The following is a 13,666-nucleotide window of genomic DNA, read 5'->3' as shown; positions in this document are numbered from 1 at the left end:
GCCCGGCCGCAGACGTCAGCCGAAAACTCAGCCGAAAACGTCAGCTGAAGACGTCAGCTGAAGACGTCAGCTGAGAGTCTTCACGGCGGCGGCGTCGTACGGCTTCAGCTCGTCGAAGCGGTCGGCGAGCACCTTGGCCGCCCACTCCGGGTCCTGCAGCAGCGCCCGGCCGACGGCGACCATGTCGAACTCGTCGGCCTCCAGCCGGTCGAGGAGGTTGTCGATGCCCTGGACCGGGGAGCCCTCGCCCTGGAAGGCGTTGACGAAGTCGCCGTCGAGGCCGACCGAGCCGACGGTGATGACTTGCTTGCCGGTGATCTTCTTCGTCCAGCCGGCCAGGTTCAGGTCCGAGCCGTCGAACTCCGGCAGCCAGTAGCGGCGGGTGGAGGCGTGGAAGACGTCGACACCGGCCGCGGCGAGCGGGGTGAGGATGGCGTCCAGCTCCTCGGGGGTCTCGGCGAGCCGGGCGGTGTAGTCCTGCTGCTTCCACTGCGAGTAGCGGAAGATCACCGGGAACTCGGGCGACACCGCCGCGCGGACCGCCGCGACGATCTCCGCGGAGAACTTCGTACGGGCCACCGGGTCGCCGCCGTAGGCGTCGGTACGGCGGTTGGTGCCCTCCCACAGGAACTGGTCGAGGAGGTAGCCGTGGGCGCCGTGCAGCTCGACGCCGTCGAAGCCGATGCGCTCGGCGTCCGCGGCCGCCTGGGCGAACGCGGCGACGACGTCGTCCAGGTCGGTCTGCGTCATCGCCTTGCCGGTGACCTCGGCACCCGCACTGACCAGGCCGGACGGGCCCATCGCGGGGGCGTCCGGGTAGGGGGCGTCGCCGTCCTTGCGGACCATGCCGATGTGCCACAGCTGCGGGACGATGGTGCCGCCGGCCGCGTGCACGTCCTCGGCGACCTTCGCCCAGCCCGCCAGCTGCTCCTCGCCGTGGAACCGCGGCACCCGGTCGCTCTGCCCGGCCGACTCGTGGCCGACGTACGTGCCCTCGGTGACGATCAGGCCGACACCGGCGGCGGCACGACGGGCGTAGTACGACCGCACGTCCTCACCCGGGATGCCGCCCGGGGAGAACATCCGGGTCATCGGAGCCATCACGATCCGGTTGGGGACGGTGAGGCCGTTGAGCGCGATCGGACGGGACAGTATCTGGGCCGCGCGGGAGGCGGGGGTCGTGACGGTCACGTGGGGGGCTCCTCGTGAGGGACGGCGTTAACCGGTCGGTATGTGAACACGCATTGTTGCAGCTCCTTAAGTAACCGCCTATGCGGTGCCCCACATTCCGGCCCCGCCGCATCCCCTCATGTGACCCCACTCACACTGTCCCGGTTCAGCCGCCGCACCCGCTCCCGCAGCACCGCGTCCGGCGGCGCCGGCTCGACCGACTCGGGCGGACAGTCCCACTCCCGGCCGCCACCGATGGGGCGCAGCTGCACATAGCCCCCTACGCGCGCCATGACCTCACCGATCCGCCCGCTGCGCGTGTCGACGGCGTACTCGGGTGTACGGCTCACGCGTCGGAGGCCTTCCCGCGGAGAACCGCCGCCAGCCGCGAGGCCACGCCCAGATTGCAGCGGCCCAGGTCGACCAAGGCGTACGAGTCCTCGTCCGAGGTGCTCAGCGGGTCGACCCGCAGCGACGGCAGGACGATCCCCACCCCGCGCAGAGCGACACGCAGCCGGTCCACCGCCTCGTCGGCAGTCCGGGCGGGCCGCTCACCGACGGTCGTTTCCTTCGTCTCCATTGCGCCACTTCCTCCACGCTGAGTATTCACGTTCGCCACACAGAGTGGCCGACCGCGCTCTAACCTGGCCAGAGATGGCGCCCAACAAACTCTGCTGTCAGACCAGGAGTTGCCATGGCAGGACCGAAGGACCTCGACCCGTCGTCATCACCACGCGCTCTGCTGGGCGCCGAGTTACGCCACGCCCGCGAGCGGAAAGGGCTGAGCCAGGAGGAGCTGGGCCGACGGCTGTTCGTGAGCGGATCGTTCATCGGGCAACTGGAGGCGGGGACGCGGCGGATGCAGCCGGAGTTCGCGGTGATGCTGGACGAAGTCCTGGAGACAGACGGCTTCTTCACGCGGAACTGCAAGGCGGCGGCCAGGTCGAAGTATCAGGAGCACTTCGCAGAGGTGGCGGAGGTGGAGGCTCAGGCCACGGCGATCAGGCAGTACGCGCCACTCCTGATCCCCGGGCTGCTGCAGACGCCCGCGTACGCACGGGCCGTGAACCGCGGGTACGACCCGACAACGCCGGAGGAGACCATCGAAGAGTGGGTGGACAACCGGATGGCGCGGGCCCGCGTACTTGAACACCCAACAAAGCCGTTGTTTTGGGCGGTGCTTGACGAGGCTGCGTTGCGCCGGAAGGTCGGTGGTCGGGCGGTGATGGCGGAGGCTCTGCGCCACATCGGCGGACTGGCTGGCCGGAACCGCGTCATCATGCAGGTGCTGCCACTCAGCGCAGGTGCGCACACGGCGATGGAGGGTGCCCTGAAGTTGATGGACTTCGCGGACGCCCCTCCTTTGGTCTACCTGGAAGGAGTCCGTACCGGACGGCTGGAGGACGACCCGGGCACCGTCGCCCAACTCAGGTTCGTGTTCGATCTCCTCGTGGCCTCCGCGCTCTCGCAGGAGGAGTCCCTGGCTCTGGTCGAGGCGTTGGCGGAGGATTACACCCATGAGGAACATCCCTGACTACGACCTGAACACGGCCGTATGGCACAAGTCCAGCTACAGCGGCAACGCCGACAACTGCCTGGAAGTCGCCGACGCCCACCCAACCCTCGTCCCCGTCCGCGACTCAAAGACCCCCGACGGCCCGAATCTCGCGTTCGGACCGTCGACTTGGTCCGCCTTCGTCGATCACCTCAAGCGCCCCCAGAGCTGAGTCGCCATCTGTTCCGTGAACGCCGTCGGTGAGGGATCCGTCGGCAGCTGCGCGGGCACCGTCGTGTCCTTCTTCTTGCCCGGCTTGTCGGCGAAGAGAGCGACGGTCAGGGTGAGCCGGGTGTCGTAGGCGACGGTCCACACCGTGCGGCGGGTGATGCCGCCGCCCGCGCCCGCCGTGAACCGGACCGGCGCGGCCACCACGTGGGCCGCCGTCTCCGGCAGGACCCGGTGGCGGTCGGCGTGCGCGTAGTAGACGGTCCGGCCGTCGCGGGTGATGCGGGCGACGGTGTACGGCGCGGCGTACATGCCGTCGGCCGCGACCGCCGCGTACGCCGACGTGAGCTTCAGCGGTGTGGGCGCGGTTGTCTTCGGGAACCCCGTGAGCGGCGCCCCGAACTGCCGGCCCGCCAGCGGCGTCATCACCGTACCCGCCTCCACCGCCCCGCTCACCGCGTCGTTGAAGGGTTGCCGGGCGTAGTCCGACCCCCCGTACAGCACCCGCACCGCGCCGTCGCCGGGCTCGATGCCCACGACGGCGGTGTGCAGCCGTATCCCCTTGCCGGCCTTCTGCCCCTTGACCAGTTCCGCGGCGGAGTCCTGCAGGGTGAGGTCGAAAGTGGTGCGCACGGTGTAGCCGCCGCTCGCCAACTGGTCCTCGGTGATGCCGAGCCGGTCGGCGGCCTCCTTCGCCGCGGCGTCGATCAGGTACTGCCGCTGCCCCTCGGTGGCCCCCGGCGGATAGAACCGGAACGCCGGGAAGCGGGCCTCGGCCCGCTGTTTCGCCGTGATGTTCCCGCTCGCCGCCATCGCGTCCAGCACCCATTCCCAGCGGTGCTGCAGCGTCGCCGTCACCTTCGGGTCCGAGCCGGCCTTCTCGTAGTACGAGGGGAGGTTGATGATGGCGGCCAGGGCCGCGCCCTGGGAGACGGTGAGGTCCTTGGTGTCGACGTCGAAGTAGTTGCGCGCGGCGGCCTGGACGCCGGCGGCGCCCCGCCCGAAGTACACGGTGTTGAGGTAGCCCTGAAGGATCTCGTCCTTGGAGCGGGTGCGGTCCAGCTTGACCGCGATCAGCGCCTCACGCGCCTTGCGCGACAGCGACTGCTCGGGGCTGAGCAGCGCGTTCTTGACGTACTGCTGGGTGATGGTGGAGCCGCCCTGCCGTTCACCGCCGGTCAGCGCCGCCGCGACGGCACGGACGAGGGCCTTCGGGGAGACTCCGGAGTCGGTGCGGAAGGAACGGTTCTCGGCGGCGATCACCGCGTCCTGCACATACCGCGGCACCTGCGACAGCGGTACGTCCTGACGGTCGACCGGACCCCGGCGGCCCAGGTAGGCACCCTTCTCGTCGAGGAAGACGGTGCTCTGGACGACGGTGTCCGGGTGCGGATCGGGGATGACGGTGAGCTTGTACGCGACGACGACCGCCCCGCACAGCAGGGCGATCAGGACCAGGAAGGCAGCCAGCAGCCGACGCGCGATACGGCCCCGGTTGCGGCGCAGGCGGACGCGGAGCGGAACGCGCCGCGAACTCGCGGGCGGGACGGCGTTCTTGGGCTCCTCCTTGGGCTCCTCCTTGGGCTCCGCCTTGAGCTCCGGGGTCATGCCCGCCACCCCCCGCTCCGCAGCCGGGCCACGACGGCGCCCGCGGCGTCGTACACCCTGACGCCGTCACCCCTGTCACCCTCGTCACCGCCGACGCCCTCGACGATGAGCGTCTTGGTGTCCCGTGCGGACAGCGGCGTGCTCGCGTACCAGACGCCCCAGCCGGGGCTGCCCGCCAGGGTGAGCACGTTGGCGGCGACCTGGCCGTGGCCGGTGCTCAGCTCGACACGTCCCGGGTCCCCGGTGACGCCGTAGTACAGGCCGGACAGGAAGTACCCGCCCTTCACCGGCTCCGCCTGCACGGACACCCCCGGCTGGTGGCGTGGGTAGGTGTCCAACCCGCGGAACTGGTTGGCCTGTTCCGGCGTCGACCAGTGGCTGCCGTCCGCGGTCAGCCACATCTCCACACCGGGCGCCGCCTGTACCCGCTCCCCCGGCGCCACGATCCGTACGGAACCCGCCTCGCGGCCGGCCACCGTACCGGACGACGAACCGCTGCCGGCCCCGCCGACCAGGCCGACGGCAACGAAACCCCCGGCCACCAGCACCGCCGCACAGCCGACGGCGGCCACCGCGGCCCGGCGCCGCCGCCACGCCCGCCCCCGCACGGTCACCGCCGCCAGCGGAACCGGGCCGGGAACCACGTCACCGGCCGCGGCGGCGCAGGCCTCGCGCAGCCGCCGTTCGTCACCCCCGGCCGCCTTCACCCCACGCCTGGCGACATGGCGCACCGCGCCCGTGGAGATGCCGAGCAGCTGACCGATCTGCGCGTCCGGCAGCCCCTCGCCGTACCGCAGCACCAGCACGGCCCGTTGCCGGTCGGCGCGCCGCCCGAGCGGCCACGGCCGCCGCAACCAGCTCCGCACCAGGTGACGCCGTACATGGAAGTCCACGTCGTTGCGCGGAACGCGGCGCCAGCGCGCGTACACCCGTGCCAGCGTCCTCCTCGCCAGATCGTCCGCCTCGGCCGGATCCCCGGTGAGCGACAACGCGGTGCGAAGGAGCCGGGGCCAGCAGGCGCGCGCGTAGGCGGCGAAGTCGTCATGGATCCGGGCACCCGTCCGCATCGTCTTCTCCTTGGGTCACATGTGTTTCGATGTACGCCGCACACGCGGCCCACGGGACCTGTACGCACGGGCGGGGCAGGCGGGTTGCACCGGAAACGAAAGACGCGGAGGCATGACCGAGGACGAGTTCGACGCTTTCTACGCGGCCGCGTTCCCCCGCCTGACCGGGCAGCTCTACGCCTTCACCGGAGACCACGGCGAGGCCCAGGACGTGGTGCAGGAGGCGTTCGTACGCGCCTGGGACCGGCGGAAGTCCTTCCTGGCCGACAGCGCCCCCGAGGCCTGGATCCGCACGGTCGCCGTACGGCTGGCGGTCAGCCGCTGGCGGCGCGCCAGGCGCTGGCTGGAACTGGTACGGCGGCACACCCCGCCCGAGTCGACCCCCGGCCCAGGACCCGAACACACCGCGCTGGTGGCCGCGTTGCGCGCACTGCCACAGGCGCAGCGGCTGGCGATCGTCCTGCACCATCTGTGCGACCTGAGTGTCGAGCAGGTAGCCTCCGAGACCGGCGCGCCCGTGGGCACGGTCAAGGCCCGGCTGTCCCGGGGCCGGGCGGCACTGGCGAAGCAACTGGGCGCGGACGAGGCCGAGGAGCCGGTACGGAAGGAGGGCCGCCGTGTCGGATGACCTCACCGCGCGTGAACTGGCCACCGCACTCCACGAGTTGGCCACGGCGAACGAGACCCAGCCACCCGTCACTGCCGCCGGGATCCGCCGCCGCGCCGTCCGCCGGGGCCGCCGCCGTCGCACGGCCCTCGCCCTCGGCGCGGGTGCCACGGCCCTCGCCCTGGCGGCATTCGCCCTGTCCCTGAAGACGGGTGGCACTCCGGAACACCGTCAGCCCCCGGCCGCCACCGCTCCCCGCCTCCCGTCCCCCTACCCCTCCGCTTCCCCCTCCCCCTCCTCCTCTTTTCCCGCCCCTCCCCCGACTCCGACCCCGACGGGGATCACGATCGCCGGAACGGTGAACCTGGGCAAGCGGACCCTGACGATCGACGGCCGGGTCATGCCCATCACCTCGGGTTTTCCGACCCTCGTCGCCGCCGGCCCGCTGACCGTCGCCGCGAAACTCGACCTCGGCCGGGGCCCCGTCGGTCAACTCGCCGAGGCCTCCTGCAAGGTGGCGGAACCGTACGTGGTCGAACTCCACGACGCCGACCGGAACAGCATCTACCTCGGCTCCCTCGCCTGCGCCGCCCGAACCGGCAGCTGGATCGGGCTCGACCCCAAGGACGCCGTCTGGCTCTACCACAGACTGACCCCGGGCGACACGCTGTCGGCGGTCACGCCGAAGGCCTAGGCGCGGCGCGCTGTTCGCGCCACAACGAGAAGGGCCGCCCTGCCAGACGGCCGGGCGGCCCCATCCCTAGATCTTCAGATCTTCACCGGTACCTCAGCGGGACATGTCACCAGCTGTAGTAGCCGTGGGACATCCATCCGCTGACGCCGCTGTCGACGTCGTAGACCAGGTCCCACTGACCGTCACCGGACACGTCCCGGTGCGCCAGGCGCTCGCCGGTGTAGCAGAGACCGAGCACCGTGCCCGAGGTGCTCGGGTTGGAGCGGATGCGGACACCGTCCGTGGTGCAGTGGCCGTAGACGTCGTCGGCGTAGGCCGGCGTGGCCAGCGTCGCGCCACCGATGGCGGCGGCGACCGCGAGGCCGGTCAGTGCCATGCCGCGCTTCCCCCGTACTGCGAAGGACACAGTTCCTCCTGATTGAGCCATGTGAAACCAAGCCAAATGATCTTGGTCGGGAGGAACATAGCATGTTCATGATCTTGATTCGGGCAGATCCGGCGCCCCGAAGCTCAAGCCACCAGCTCCGAGCGCTCTTTGCATGGAATGGGCGGAGGGTCTCAACCCACCCTCCCACCCCGCGAGTTGACTTGCTGCGCTCGACTTGCCACGCACAGTCACGAGGCTCTAGCGTGCCCGCATAACGAACAGCCCCCGTCAGGTGCTAGCAACACCTGCGGGGGCTTGACCAACGAGACCGGACAGGACCCGATCCCGTGGCTGACGCCAAGCTTAGTGCTGTCTCCCTGCCCGCGCACGCTTCCCCCCCCCACCCGATGGCCAATCCGGGTTACGGCAAGCGCTCGGCATCAGACCAACGCCCCCGCACCAACCACGACTTCGCGCACCTCCCGCCCCGCGAAGCAGCCATCGCCGCGTACGTCGGCCGTCTCCCCGACGGCGCCGACATCTCGGTGAAAACGCTGGCCAAGCAGCTCCCGTACGGCCAGTGCGCACTCCGCACAGCGCTCAACCGCCTTCAGGCGGCAGGGCACTTACGCCGAGGAAGGGAGCGGCTGGAGACGGAAGGCGGCAGCTCGCGCTGGATCACCCGATCGTGGTGGTCCCGTACCGCACGCGACGACGGCTGGTGGGCGGCCTTCACGCGCGGCGACGTACCGGAGGATCCACCCGATCGGTCGGGCCCCACCCGCTCCCGAGCCCACATCCTCCTCGCCGCCCTGGGCCGTACGGCCCCGGTCCTGTCCCTCTCCGCCGCCGACTGCGCCGCCCTCGCCCCGCTGGTGGAGGGGTGGTTCGCGCGCGAGGCCACCGACGAGGTCGTACTCCGCGCCCTGACCGAGGGACTGCCCTCCCCGGTCCACCACCCGGCCGCCCTGGTCCGCCGCCGCCTGATCGACAAACTCCCCCCGGAACCGGTCCGCCGCCCAGCGCGCCGGGTGCTGGAGTGCGCGGAGTGCGGGGTGCCGGGGCGGCCGGAAGCACTGGCGGGGGGTGTGTGCGGCGGCTGCCGGGGCGAACGCGCGCCGACGCACTCCAACGCGCCCCTGCCCGCTTCGGCGGTCCAAGTCCACGCATCCGAGATCCGCGCTGCGATGTCCCTACGACGACGTGAAAGGACACCCGCATGACCGCTCCTACGGTCCGACGACACCGCCCTGGGGCACGATGGGAGGAAGGAGGCGACGCCATGACCCCTGACACCGCTGAGCGCCCGCAGATGTCCGTCGAGGACTTCGAGGAACTCGTCCGCAGGGCTCCCAGGGAGCTGCAGAACCGGCTGGAATTCCTCGGCGGCCGCCTGTGCGTAAGGCACGGGCCGCTTGACGTTGAGGAGTTCGAGGAACTGGCTGAAGTCGCTCCAGAAACCGTGCGGCTGGAATACGTCAACGGAAGGGTAGTAGTCAAGGCAATGCCGGACGGCAACCACAACGAGATCTTCGTCTGGCTCCAGGAGCAGTGCATGCAGCATCGCCCTGACCTACGTCTCTACCCCGAGTCCGGTGTCAAGGCCGAGGCCTACCGCAACGGTCGCGCCCGCACAGATGGCGCCCTCGCGCCGAAGGGCCACTTCAAGGGGCGCGGGGATTGGTCTGCAACTGACGGCATCCTGATGGCCGTGGAGATCACCTCCCACGACCGCGACACCGACCAACGCGACCGCATCGACAAGCCGATCGGGTACGCGACGGCAGAGATCCCCGTCTACCTCCTCATCGACCGTGACAACAACACCCTCACCGTCTTCAGCGAGCCCAAGGACGGCCGCTACCAGCAGTCCCCGTCCTACCCCTGGGGCGCCACCGTCGAACTCCCACCGCCGGTGAGCATCACCCTGGACACCGAGGAACTCAAGGACTACGCCGACTGACCTCGGCAAACGCCCGAGGGCGGTACCCCCGGCCAGAAGCTGGGGGTACCGCCCTCGGTCCGTAGGACAGGCGATCAACCGTCAGGTCGATCAGAAGTCCATGTCACCGCCCGGCATGCCGCCCGGAGCGGCCGCGGCGGCCTTCTCCGGCTTGTCGGCGATGACGGCCTCGGTGGTGAGGAACAGCGCGGCGATGGAGGCGGCGTTCTGCAGGGCGGAACGGGTCACCTTCGCCGGGTCGATGATGCCCTCGGCGATCATGTCGACGTATTCGCCCGTGGCGGCGTTCAGACCGTGGCCGACGGCCAGGTTGCGCACCTTCTCCACAACGACGCCGCCCTCAAGACCACCGTTGACGGCGATCTGCTTCAGCGGGGCCTCCAGGGCGAGCTTCACGGCGTTGGCGCCGGTCGCCTCGTCGCCCTCCAGGTCCAGCTTCTCGAAGACCGAGGAGGCCTGCAGCAGGGCCACGCCACCACCGGCGACGATGCCCTCCTCGACGGCGGCCTTCGCGTTGCGGACGGCGTCCTCGATGCGGTGCTTGCGCTCCTTGAGCTCCACCTCGGTGGCGGCACCGGCCTTGATGACCGCGACACCGCCGGCGAGCTTCGCCAGGCGCTCCTGCAGCTTCTCGCGGTCGTAGTCCGAGTCGCTGTTCTCGATCTCGGCGCGGATCTGGTTGACCCGGCCGCCCACCTGCTCCGAGGAGCCGGCGCCGTCGACGATGGTGGTCTCGTCCTTGGTGATGACGACCTTGCGGGCGCGGCCCAGGAGGTCCAGGGTCGCGTTCTCCAGCTTGAGGCCGACCTCCTCGGAGATGACCTCGCCGCCCGTGAGGATGGCGATGTCGCCGAGCATGGCCTTGCGGCGGTCGCCGAAGCCCGGGGCCTTGACGGCGACGGACTTGAAGGTGCCGCGGATCTTGTTGACGACCAGGGTCGACAGGGCCTCGCCCTCGACGTCCTCGGCGATGATCAGCAGCGGCTTGCCCGACTGCATGACCTTCTCCAGGAGCGGGAGCAGGTCCTTGACCGAGGAGATCTTGGAGTTGGCGATGAGGATGTACGGGTCCTCCAGCGCCGCCTCCATGCGCTCCATGTCGGTCGCGAAGTAGGCGGAGATGTAGCCCTTGTCGAAGCGCATGCCCTCGGTGAGCTCAAGCTCCAGGCCGAAGGTGTTGCTCTCCTCGACGGTGATGACGCCTTCCTTGCCGACCTTGTCCATGGCCTCGGCGATCAGCTCGCCGATCTGGGTGTCGGCGGCGGAGATGGACGCGGTGGAGGCGATCTGCTCCTTGGTCTCGACGTCCTTCGCCTGCTCCAGGAGGGCGGCGGAGACGGCCTCGACGGCCTTCTCGATACCGCGCTTCAGCGCCATCGGGTTGGCGCCGGCGGCGACGTTGCGGAGGCCCTCCTTGACCAGGGCCTGGGCCAGGACGGTCGCGGTCGTCGTGCCGTCACCGGCGACGTCGTCCGTCTTCTTCGCGACTTCCTTGACCAGCTCGGCGCCGATCTTCTCGTACGGGTCCTCGAGCTCGATCTCCTTGGCGATGGAGACACCATCGTTGGTGATCGTGGGGGCGCCCCACTTCTTCTCGAGGACGACGTTGCGACCCTTGGGGCCGAGCGTCACCTTCACGGCGTCCGCGAGCTGGTTCATGCCGCGCTCGAGGCCGCGCCGCGCCTCCTCGTCGAACGCGATGATCTTGGCCATGTGAAGTGGTCCCTCCAGGACTGGGGGTGATTCCTTCGGACCGCGCCCGCGCCCGCGACGGACGGCTCGCCGGCCTGTGGTTCCCTGCCCCACGTGGCCTGCGGGCCTCACCGACCCGGTCCTTCTTTGTCACTCTCACCTTCAGAGTGCTAACGCCAATGATTAGCACTCGGCACCCCCGAGTGCAAGCGCCCAGCGCCTGCCGGGGACCTCGCTCAGCCGCGCGCGAACAGGGGGCGCCGGGCATGCCGAAGGGCCCGCACCCCAGGAGGTACGGACCCTTCGAAGTCGAACAGAAGAACGTCGCTGTCAGCCGACGCGTGCTTCAGCTGGTCGCCAGCTTGACCATGTCCGCCTGCGGACCCTTCTGGCCCTGCGAGATCTCGAAGTCGACCCGCTGCCCCTCTTCCAGGGTGCGGTAACCGTCCATCTGGATCGCACTGTAGTGGACGAAAACATCCGCACCACCGTCGACCGCGATGAAGCCGTACCCCTTCTCCGCGTTGAACCACTTGACGGTGCCCTGAGCCATGCCTAACTCCCCTATTACTGGCCCTTGCACAGATCCACACTTCGCGGACCCGGGTCAGACCTCACCCCCCAAATCGGTCGGGGGCGTGCGCCGGAACGCGTCGACCGCGGCTGAATGTATCTGCCCAACTGCCGTCTGCAACAGGTCAATCGGACGAGAATTCTGGACGGGAACGGTCCGGAATGTGGTGAGAATTCGCCCGACTTCGGGGCAAGTCGGGCCACGCAAACATCACAAATGCCGCATAAAACCCGCATACTTTGGCTACTTCTTGTCGGGCTTGCGGCATGAATCCGGGGCTCGCGACCCGAAGGCGGCGACCGGGTTCCCCAACTGTACCGCGCTCAATCACGCAGAATTGCCCCCTCCGCTTCTCTCACGGAGGAGGCAATTCGATGAACAATGAGTAACTCTAGTTACCCAAGGTAACGATCAGCCGCCGGCCACCGCCGGAATGATCGAGACACCCGCGCCGTCGGGCGTCGCGGTTTGAAGGCCCTGCTCGAAGCGCACGTCGTCGTCGTTGACGTAGACGTTGACGAACCGGCGCAGCTTGCCCTGGTCGTCCAGGACGCGCGCGGCGATCCCGGTGTGGTTCTTCTCCAGGTCCTCGATGACCTCGGCGAGGGTCGCGCCCTCGGCGGCGACCTCGGCCTGGCCGCCGGTGTAGGTGCGCAGGATGGTGGGGATGCGAACGGTCACGCTCATGCGAGGCCAGCCTCTCGGAAGGAGTCCAGGGTCGGGCGAATGGTGGCGGTGAGGCCGGTACCGGCCACCGCGTCGAGGGTCTTCAGGCCGTCGCCGGTGTTGAGGACGACCGTGGTCTTCGTCGGGTCCAGGACGCCGTTCTTGATCAGCTTGCGCGTCACGCCGACGGTCACTCCGCCCGCGGTCTCGGCGAAAATGCCCTCCGTGCGGGCCAGCAGCTTGATGGCGTCGACGACTTCCTCGTCCGTCACGTCCTCCACCGCACCGCCGGTGCGGCGCGCGATGTCCAGGACGTAGGGGCCGTCGGCCGGGTTGCCGATGGCGAGGGACTTGGCGATGGTGTTCGGCTTCTGGGGCCGTACGACGTCGTGGCCGGCCTTGAAGGCCGTCGACACCGGCGAGCAGCCCTCGGCCTGCGCACCGAAGATCTTGTACGGCCTGTCCTCGACCAGACCCAGCTCGATCAGCTCCTTCAGACCCTTGTCGATCTTCGTGAGCTGGGAGCCGGAGGCGATCGGGATCACGATCTGGTCGGGCAGCCGCCAGCCGAGCTGCTCGCAGATCTCGTACGCGAGGGTCTTGGAGCCCTCCGCGTAGTACGGCCGCAGGTTGACGTTGACGAAGCCCCAGCCCTCGCCGGCCGAGTCGCCGATCAGCTCCGAGCAGAAGCGGTTCACATCGTCGTAGTTGCCCTCGATGCCGACCAGTTCGCCGCCGTAGACCGCGGCCATGACGACCTTGCCCTGCTCCAGGTCGTGCGGGATGAACACGCAGGAGCGGAAGCCGGCGCGGGCCGCGGCGGCGCCGACGGCACCGGCCAGGTTGCCCGTCGAGGAGCAGGAGAGCGTGGTGAAGCCGAAGGCGCGGGCGGCCTCCAGGGCCTGGGCGACGACGCGGTCCTTGAAGGAGTGCGTCGGGTTGCCGGAGTCGTCCTTCACGTACAGGCCGCCGGTGACGCCCAGCTCGTGGGCGAGGTTGTCGGCCTTGACGAGCTTGGTCCAGCCCGGGTTCAGGTTCGGCTTGTCGGCCACGTCCGCGGGGACGGGCAGCAGCGGGGCGTAGCGCCAGATGTTCGCCGGGCCGGCCTCGATACGGCGGCGCAGCTCTTCGGTGTCGTAGCCGGAGAAGTCGTAGGCGGTCTCCAGCGGGCCGAAACACTCCTCGCAGGCGAACACCGGGCCGAGCGGGACGCGGTGCCCGCACTCGCGACAGCTCAGGGCCGCTGCGGGACCGAGGTCGACGGTGGAATTGCTTGCAACTGTCTGCACAGCCATGGAGGCGAGGCCCTTTCTCCTCATCTTCCTCATGACGCATCTCGCCATGAGACGGATTTGGCACCTTCCCTAGCCGGGAGCCTCGCGGAGCGATCCCTGCGGATCTACGAGTACCGACTGGAGGGTTGCCGGGGCTTCATCGGGCCGTGTCCCTCTGCCCCTCTGGATGAGCGGTATTCGGTTGTGAACGCGCGAGAACCTCCGACATGCGATGGTCATCGGCGTTGTTCAAGACTGTAA

Annotated in this window: 16 protein-coding genes and 1 riboswitch; of the genes, 6 read left to right on the top strand and 10 right to left on the bottom strand. The window is 69.4% G+C overall.

Annotation, left to right across the window (positions count from 1 at the left end):
- Window positions 1–66: 66 nt before the first annotated feature.
- From AB5L52_RS24345 to AB5L52_RS24335, 3 genes are all read right to left on the bottom strand, one after another.
- Entirely contained in the window at window positions 67–1,191 is a 1,125-nt protein-coding gene (locus AB5L52_RS24345; protein ID WP_369366158.1) for an NADH:flavin oxidoreductase, read from the bottom strand.
- A gap of 116 nt (window positions 1,192–1,307) precedes the next feature.
- Window positions 1,308–1,520 (bottom strand): hypothetical protein, encoded by a 213-nt coding sequence (locus AB5L52_RS24340; RefSeq protein WP_351569052.1) that lies wholly within the window; start codon window positions 1,518–1,520, stop codon window positions 1,308–1,310.
- Window positions 1,517–1,750, bottom strand: a complete 234-nt coding sequence (locus AB5L52_RS24335) for a hypothetical protein (protein ID WP_351029177.1) — start codon at window positions 1,748–1,750, stop codon at window positions 1,517–1,519. Before AB5L52_RS24335 ends, AB5L52_RS24340 begins: the two co-directional genes overlap by 4 nt.
- Window positions 1,751–1,864: 114 nt before the next feature.
- Between AB5L52_RS24335 and AB5L52_RS24330 the strand changes: the two genes are divergently transcribed.
- Together AB5L52_RS24330 and AB5L52_RS24325 are read left to right on the top strand one after the other, a co-directional pair.
- The gene (locus tag AB5L52_RS24330) at window positions 1,865–2,704 is read left to right on the top strand and encodes a helix-turn-helix transcriptional regulator (RefSeq protein ID WP_351029178.1); all 840 of its coding nucleotides are present in this window, start codon (window positions 1,865–1,867) and stop codon (window positions 2,702–2,704) included.
- Window positions 2,688–2,897, top strand: a complete 210-nt coding sequence (locus tag AB5L52_RS24325; RefSeq protein WP_351029179.1) for a DUF397 domain-containing protein — start codon at window positions 2,688–2,690, stop codon at window positions 2,895–2,897. Before AB5L52_RS24330 ends, AB5L52_RS24325 begins: the two co-directional genes overlap by 17 nt.
- Here the strand turns inward: AB5L52_RS24325 and AB5L52_RS24320 are convergent.
- Both AB5L52_RS24320 and AB5L52_RS24315 read right to left on the bottom strand, forming a co-directional pair.
- On the bottom strand, window positions 2,873–4,501 hold the full coding sequence (locus AB5L52_RS24320; protein WP_369366155.1) for a transglycosylase domain-containing protein: 1,629 nt from the start codon (window positions 4,499–4,501) through the stop codon (window positions 2,873–2,875). The genes AB5L52_RS24325 and AB5L52_RS24320 overlap by 25 nt on opposite strands.
- Complete coding sequence (locus tag AB5L52_RS24315) at window positions 4,498–5,568, bottom strand: sigma factor-like helix-turn-helix DNA-binding protein (protein ID WP_369366153.1); 1,071 nt, start codon at window positions 5,566–5,568, stop codon at window positions 4,498–4,500. The genes AB5L52_RS24320 and AB5L52_RS24315 overlap by 4 nt, the downstream gene beginning before the upstream one ends.
- Before the next feature lie 112 nt (window positions 5,569–5,680).
- Here AB5L52_RS24315 and AB5L52_RS24310 point away from each other — a divergent pair, with 112 nt between their 5' ends.
- Window positions 5,681–6,196 (top strand): SigE family RNA polymerase sigma factor, encoded by a 516-nt coding sequence (locus tag AB5L52_RS24310; RefSeq protein WP_369366151.1) that lies wholly within the window; start codon window positions 5,681–5,683, stop codon window positions 6,194–6,196.
- On the top strand, window positions 6,186–6,869 hold the full coding sequence (locus AB5L52_RS24305) for a hypothetical protein (protein WP_369366150.1): 684 nt from the start codon (window positions 6,186–6,188) through the stop codon (window positions 6,867–6,869). The genes AB5L52_RS24310 and AB5L52_RS24305 overlap by 11 nt, the downstream gene beginning before the upstream one ends.
- Before the next feature lie 106 nt (window positions 6,870–6,975).
- On the opposite strand, the gene AB5L52_RS24300 is transcribed toward AB5L52_RS24305, so the two are convergent.
- The gene (locus AB5L52_RS24300) at window positions 6,976–7,275 is read right to left on the bottom strand and encodes an SH3 domain-containing protein (protein ID WP_351029187.1); all 300 of its coding nucleotides are present in this window, start codon (window positions 7,273–7,275) and stop codon (window positions 6,976–6,978) included.
- Between the two features lie 368 nt (window positions 7,276–7,643).
- On the opposite strand from AB5L52_RS24300, the gene AB5L52_RS24295 reads away from it, so the two are divergent.
- On the top strand, window positions 7,644–8,459 hold the full coding sequence (locus AB5L52_RS24295; RefSeq protein WP_369366147.1) for a hypothetical protein: 816 nt from the start codon (window positions 7,644–7,646) through the stop codon (window positions 8,457–8,459).
- A gap of 59 nt (window positions 8,460–8,518) precedes the next feature.
- The gene (locus AB5L52_RS24290) at window positions 8,519–9,199 is read left to right on the top strand and encodes a Uma2 family endonuclease (RefSeq protein ID WP_369366145.1); all 681 of its coding nucleotides are present in this window, start codon (window positions 8,519–8,521) and stop codon (window positions 9,197–9,199) included.
- A gap of 90 nt (window positions 9,200–9,289) precedes the next feature.
- Here the strand turns inward: AB5L52_RS24290 and groL are convergent, their stop codons facing one another.
- The 4 genes from groL to thrC all read right to left on the bottom strand — a co-directional run bounded on the left by groL (window position 9,290) and on the right by thrC (window position 13,426).
- A complete protein-coding gene (gene groL, locus AB5L52_RS24285) occupies window positions 9,290–10,912 on the bottom strand; it encodes a chaperonin GroEL (RefSeq protein WP_351029190.1) in 1,623 nt (540 codons plus the stop codon).
- A 325-nt stretch (window positions 10,913–11,237) separates the two neighbouring features.
- Complete coding sequence (locus AB5L52_RS24280) at window positions 11,238–11,444, bottom strand: cold-shock protein (RefSeq protein WP_023549335.1); 207 nt, start codon at window positions 11,442–11,444, stop codon at window positions 11,238–11,240.
- 432 nt (window positions 11,445–11,876) lie between these two features.
- Window positions 11,877–12,152: a MoaD/ThiS family protein gene (locus tag AB5L52_RS24275; RefSeq protein ID WP_023549334.1), complete on the bottom strand. Its 276-nt coding sequence runs from the start codon at window positions 12,150–12,152 to the stop codon at window positions 11,877–11,879.
- Window positions 12,149–13,426, bottom strand: a complete 1,278-nt coding sequence (thrC, locus tag AB5L52_RS24270; RefSeq protein ID WP_369366142.1) for a threonine synthase — start codon at window positions 13,424–13,426, stop codon at window positions 12,149–12,151. Before thrC ends, AB5L52_RS24275 begins: the two co-directional genes overlap by 4 nt.
- Window positions 13,427–13,443: 17 nt before the next feature.
- Window positions 13,444–13,599: riboswitch (SAM riboswitch) on the bottom strand.
- Window positions 13,600–13,666 lie beyond the last annotated feature (67 nt).

This window comes from Streptomyces sp. CG4, from assembly GCF_041080655.1.
Lineage (GTDB): Bacteria > Actinomycetota > Actinomycetes > Streptomycetales > Streptomycetaceae > Streptomyces.
The sequence above is the reverse complement of the archived record's forward strand: the minus strand, read 5'-3'. Positions and strand labels throughout refer to the sequence as shown.

Excerpts from the sequence above, each read along its gene's own strand:
- AB5L52_RS24335 (WP_351029177.1), bottom strand. The coding sequence starts at position 1,750 with ATGGAGACGAAGGAAACGACCGTCGGTGAGCGGCCCGCCCGGACTGCC.
- AB5L52_RS24330 (WP_351029178.1), top strand. The coding sequence starts at position 1,865 with ATGGCAGGACCGAAGGACCTCGACCCGTCGTCATCACCACGCGCTCTG.
- AB5L52_RS24325 (WP_351029179.1), top strand. The coding sequence starts at position 2,688 with ATGAGGAACATCCCTGACTACGACCTGAACACGGCCGTATGGCACAAG.
- AB5L52_RS24320 (WP_369366155.1), bottom strand. The coding sequence starts at position 4,501 with ATGACCCCGGAGCTCAAGGCGGAGCCCAAGGAGGAGCCCAAGGAGGAG.
- AB5L52_RS24315 (WP_369366153.1), bottom strand. The coding sequence starts at position 5,568 with ATGCGGACGGGTGCCCGGATCCATGACGACTTCGCCGCCTACGCGCGC.
- AB5L52_RS24310 (WP_369366151.1), top strand. The coding sequence starts at position 5,681 with ATGACCGAGGACGAGTTCGACGCTTTCTACGCGGCCGCGTTCCCCCGC.
- AB5L52_RS24295 (WP_369366147.1), top strand. The coding sequence starts at position 7,644 with ATGGCCAATCCGGGTTACGGCAAGCGCTCGGCATCAGACCAACGCCCC.
- AB5L52_RS24290 (WP_369366145.1), top strand. The coding sequence starts at position 8,519 with ATGACCCCTGACACCGCTGAGCGCCCGCAGATGTCCGTCGAGGACTTC.
- groL (WP_351029190.1), bottom strand. The coding sequence starts at position 10,912 with ATGGCCAAGATCATCGCGTTCGACGAGGAGGCGCGGCGCGGCCTCGAG.
- AB5L52_RS24280 (WP_023549335.1), bottom strand. The coding sequence starts at position 11,444 with ATGGCTCAGGGCACCGTCAAGTGGTTCAACGCGGAGAAGGGGTACGGC.
- AB5L52_RS24275 (WP_023549334.1), bottom strand. The coding sequence starts at position 12,152 with ATGAGCGTGACCGTTCGCATCCCCACCATCCTGCGCACCTACACCGGC.
- thrC (WP_369366142.1), bottom strand. The coding sequence starts at position 13,426 with ATGGCTGTGCAGACAGTTGCAAGCAATTCCACCGTCGACCTCGGTCCC.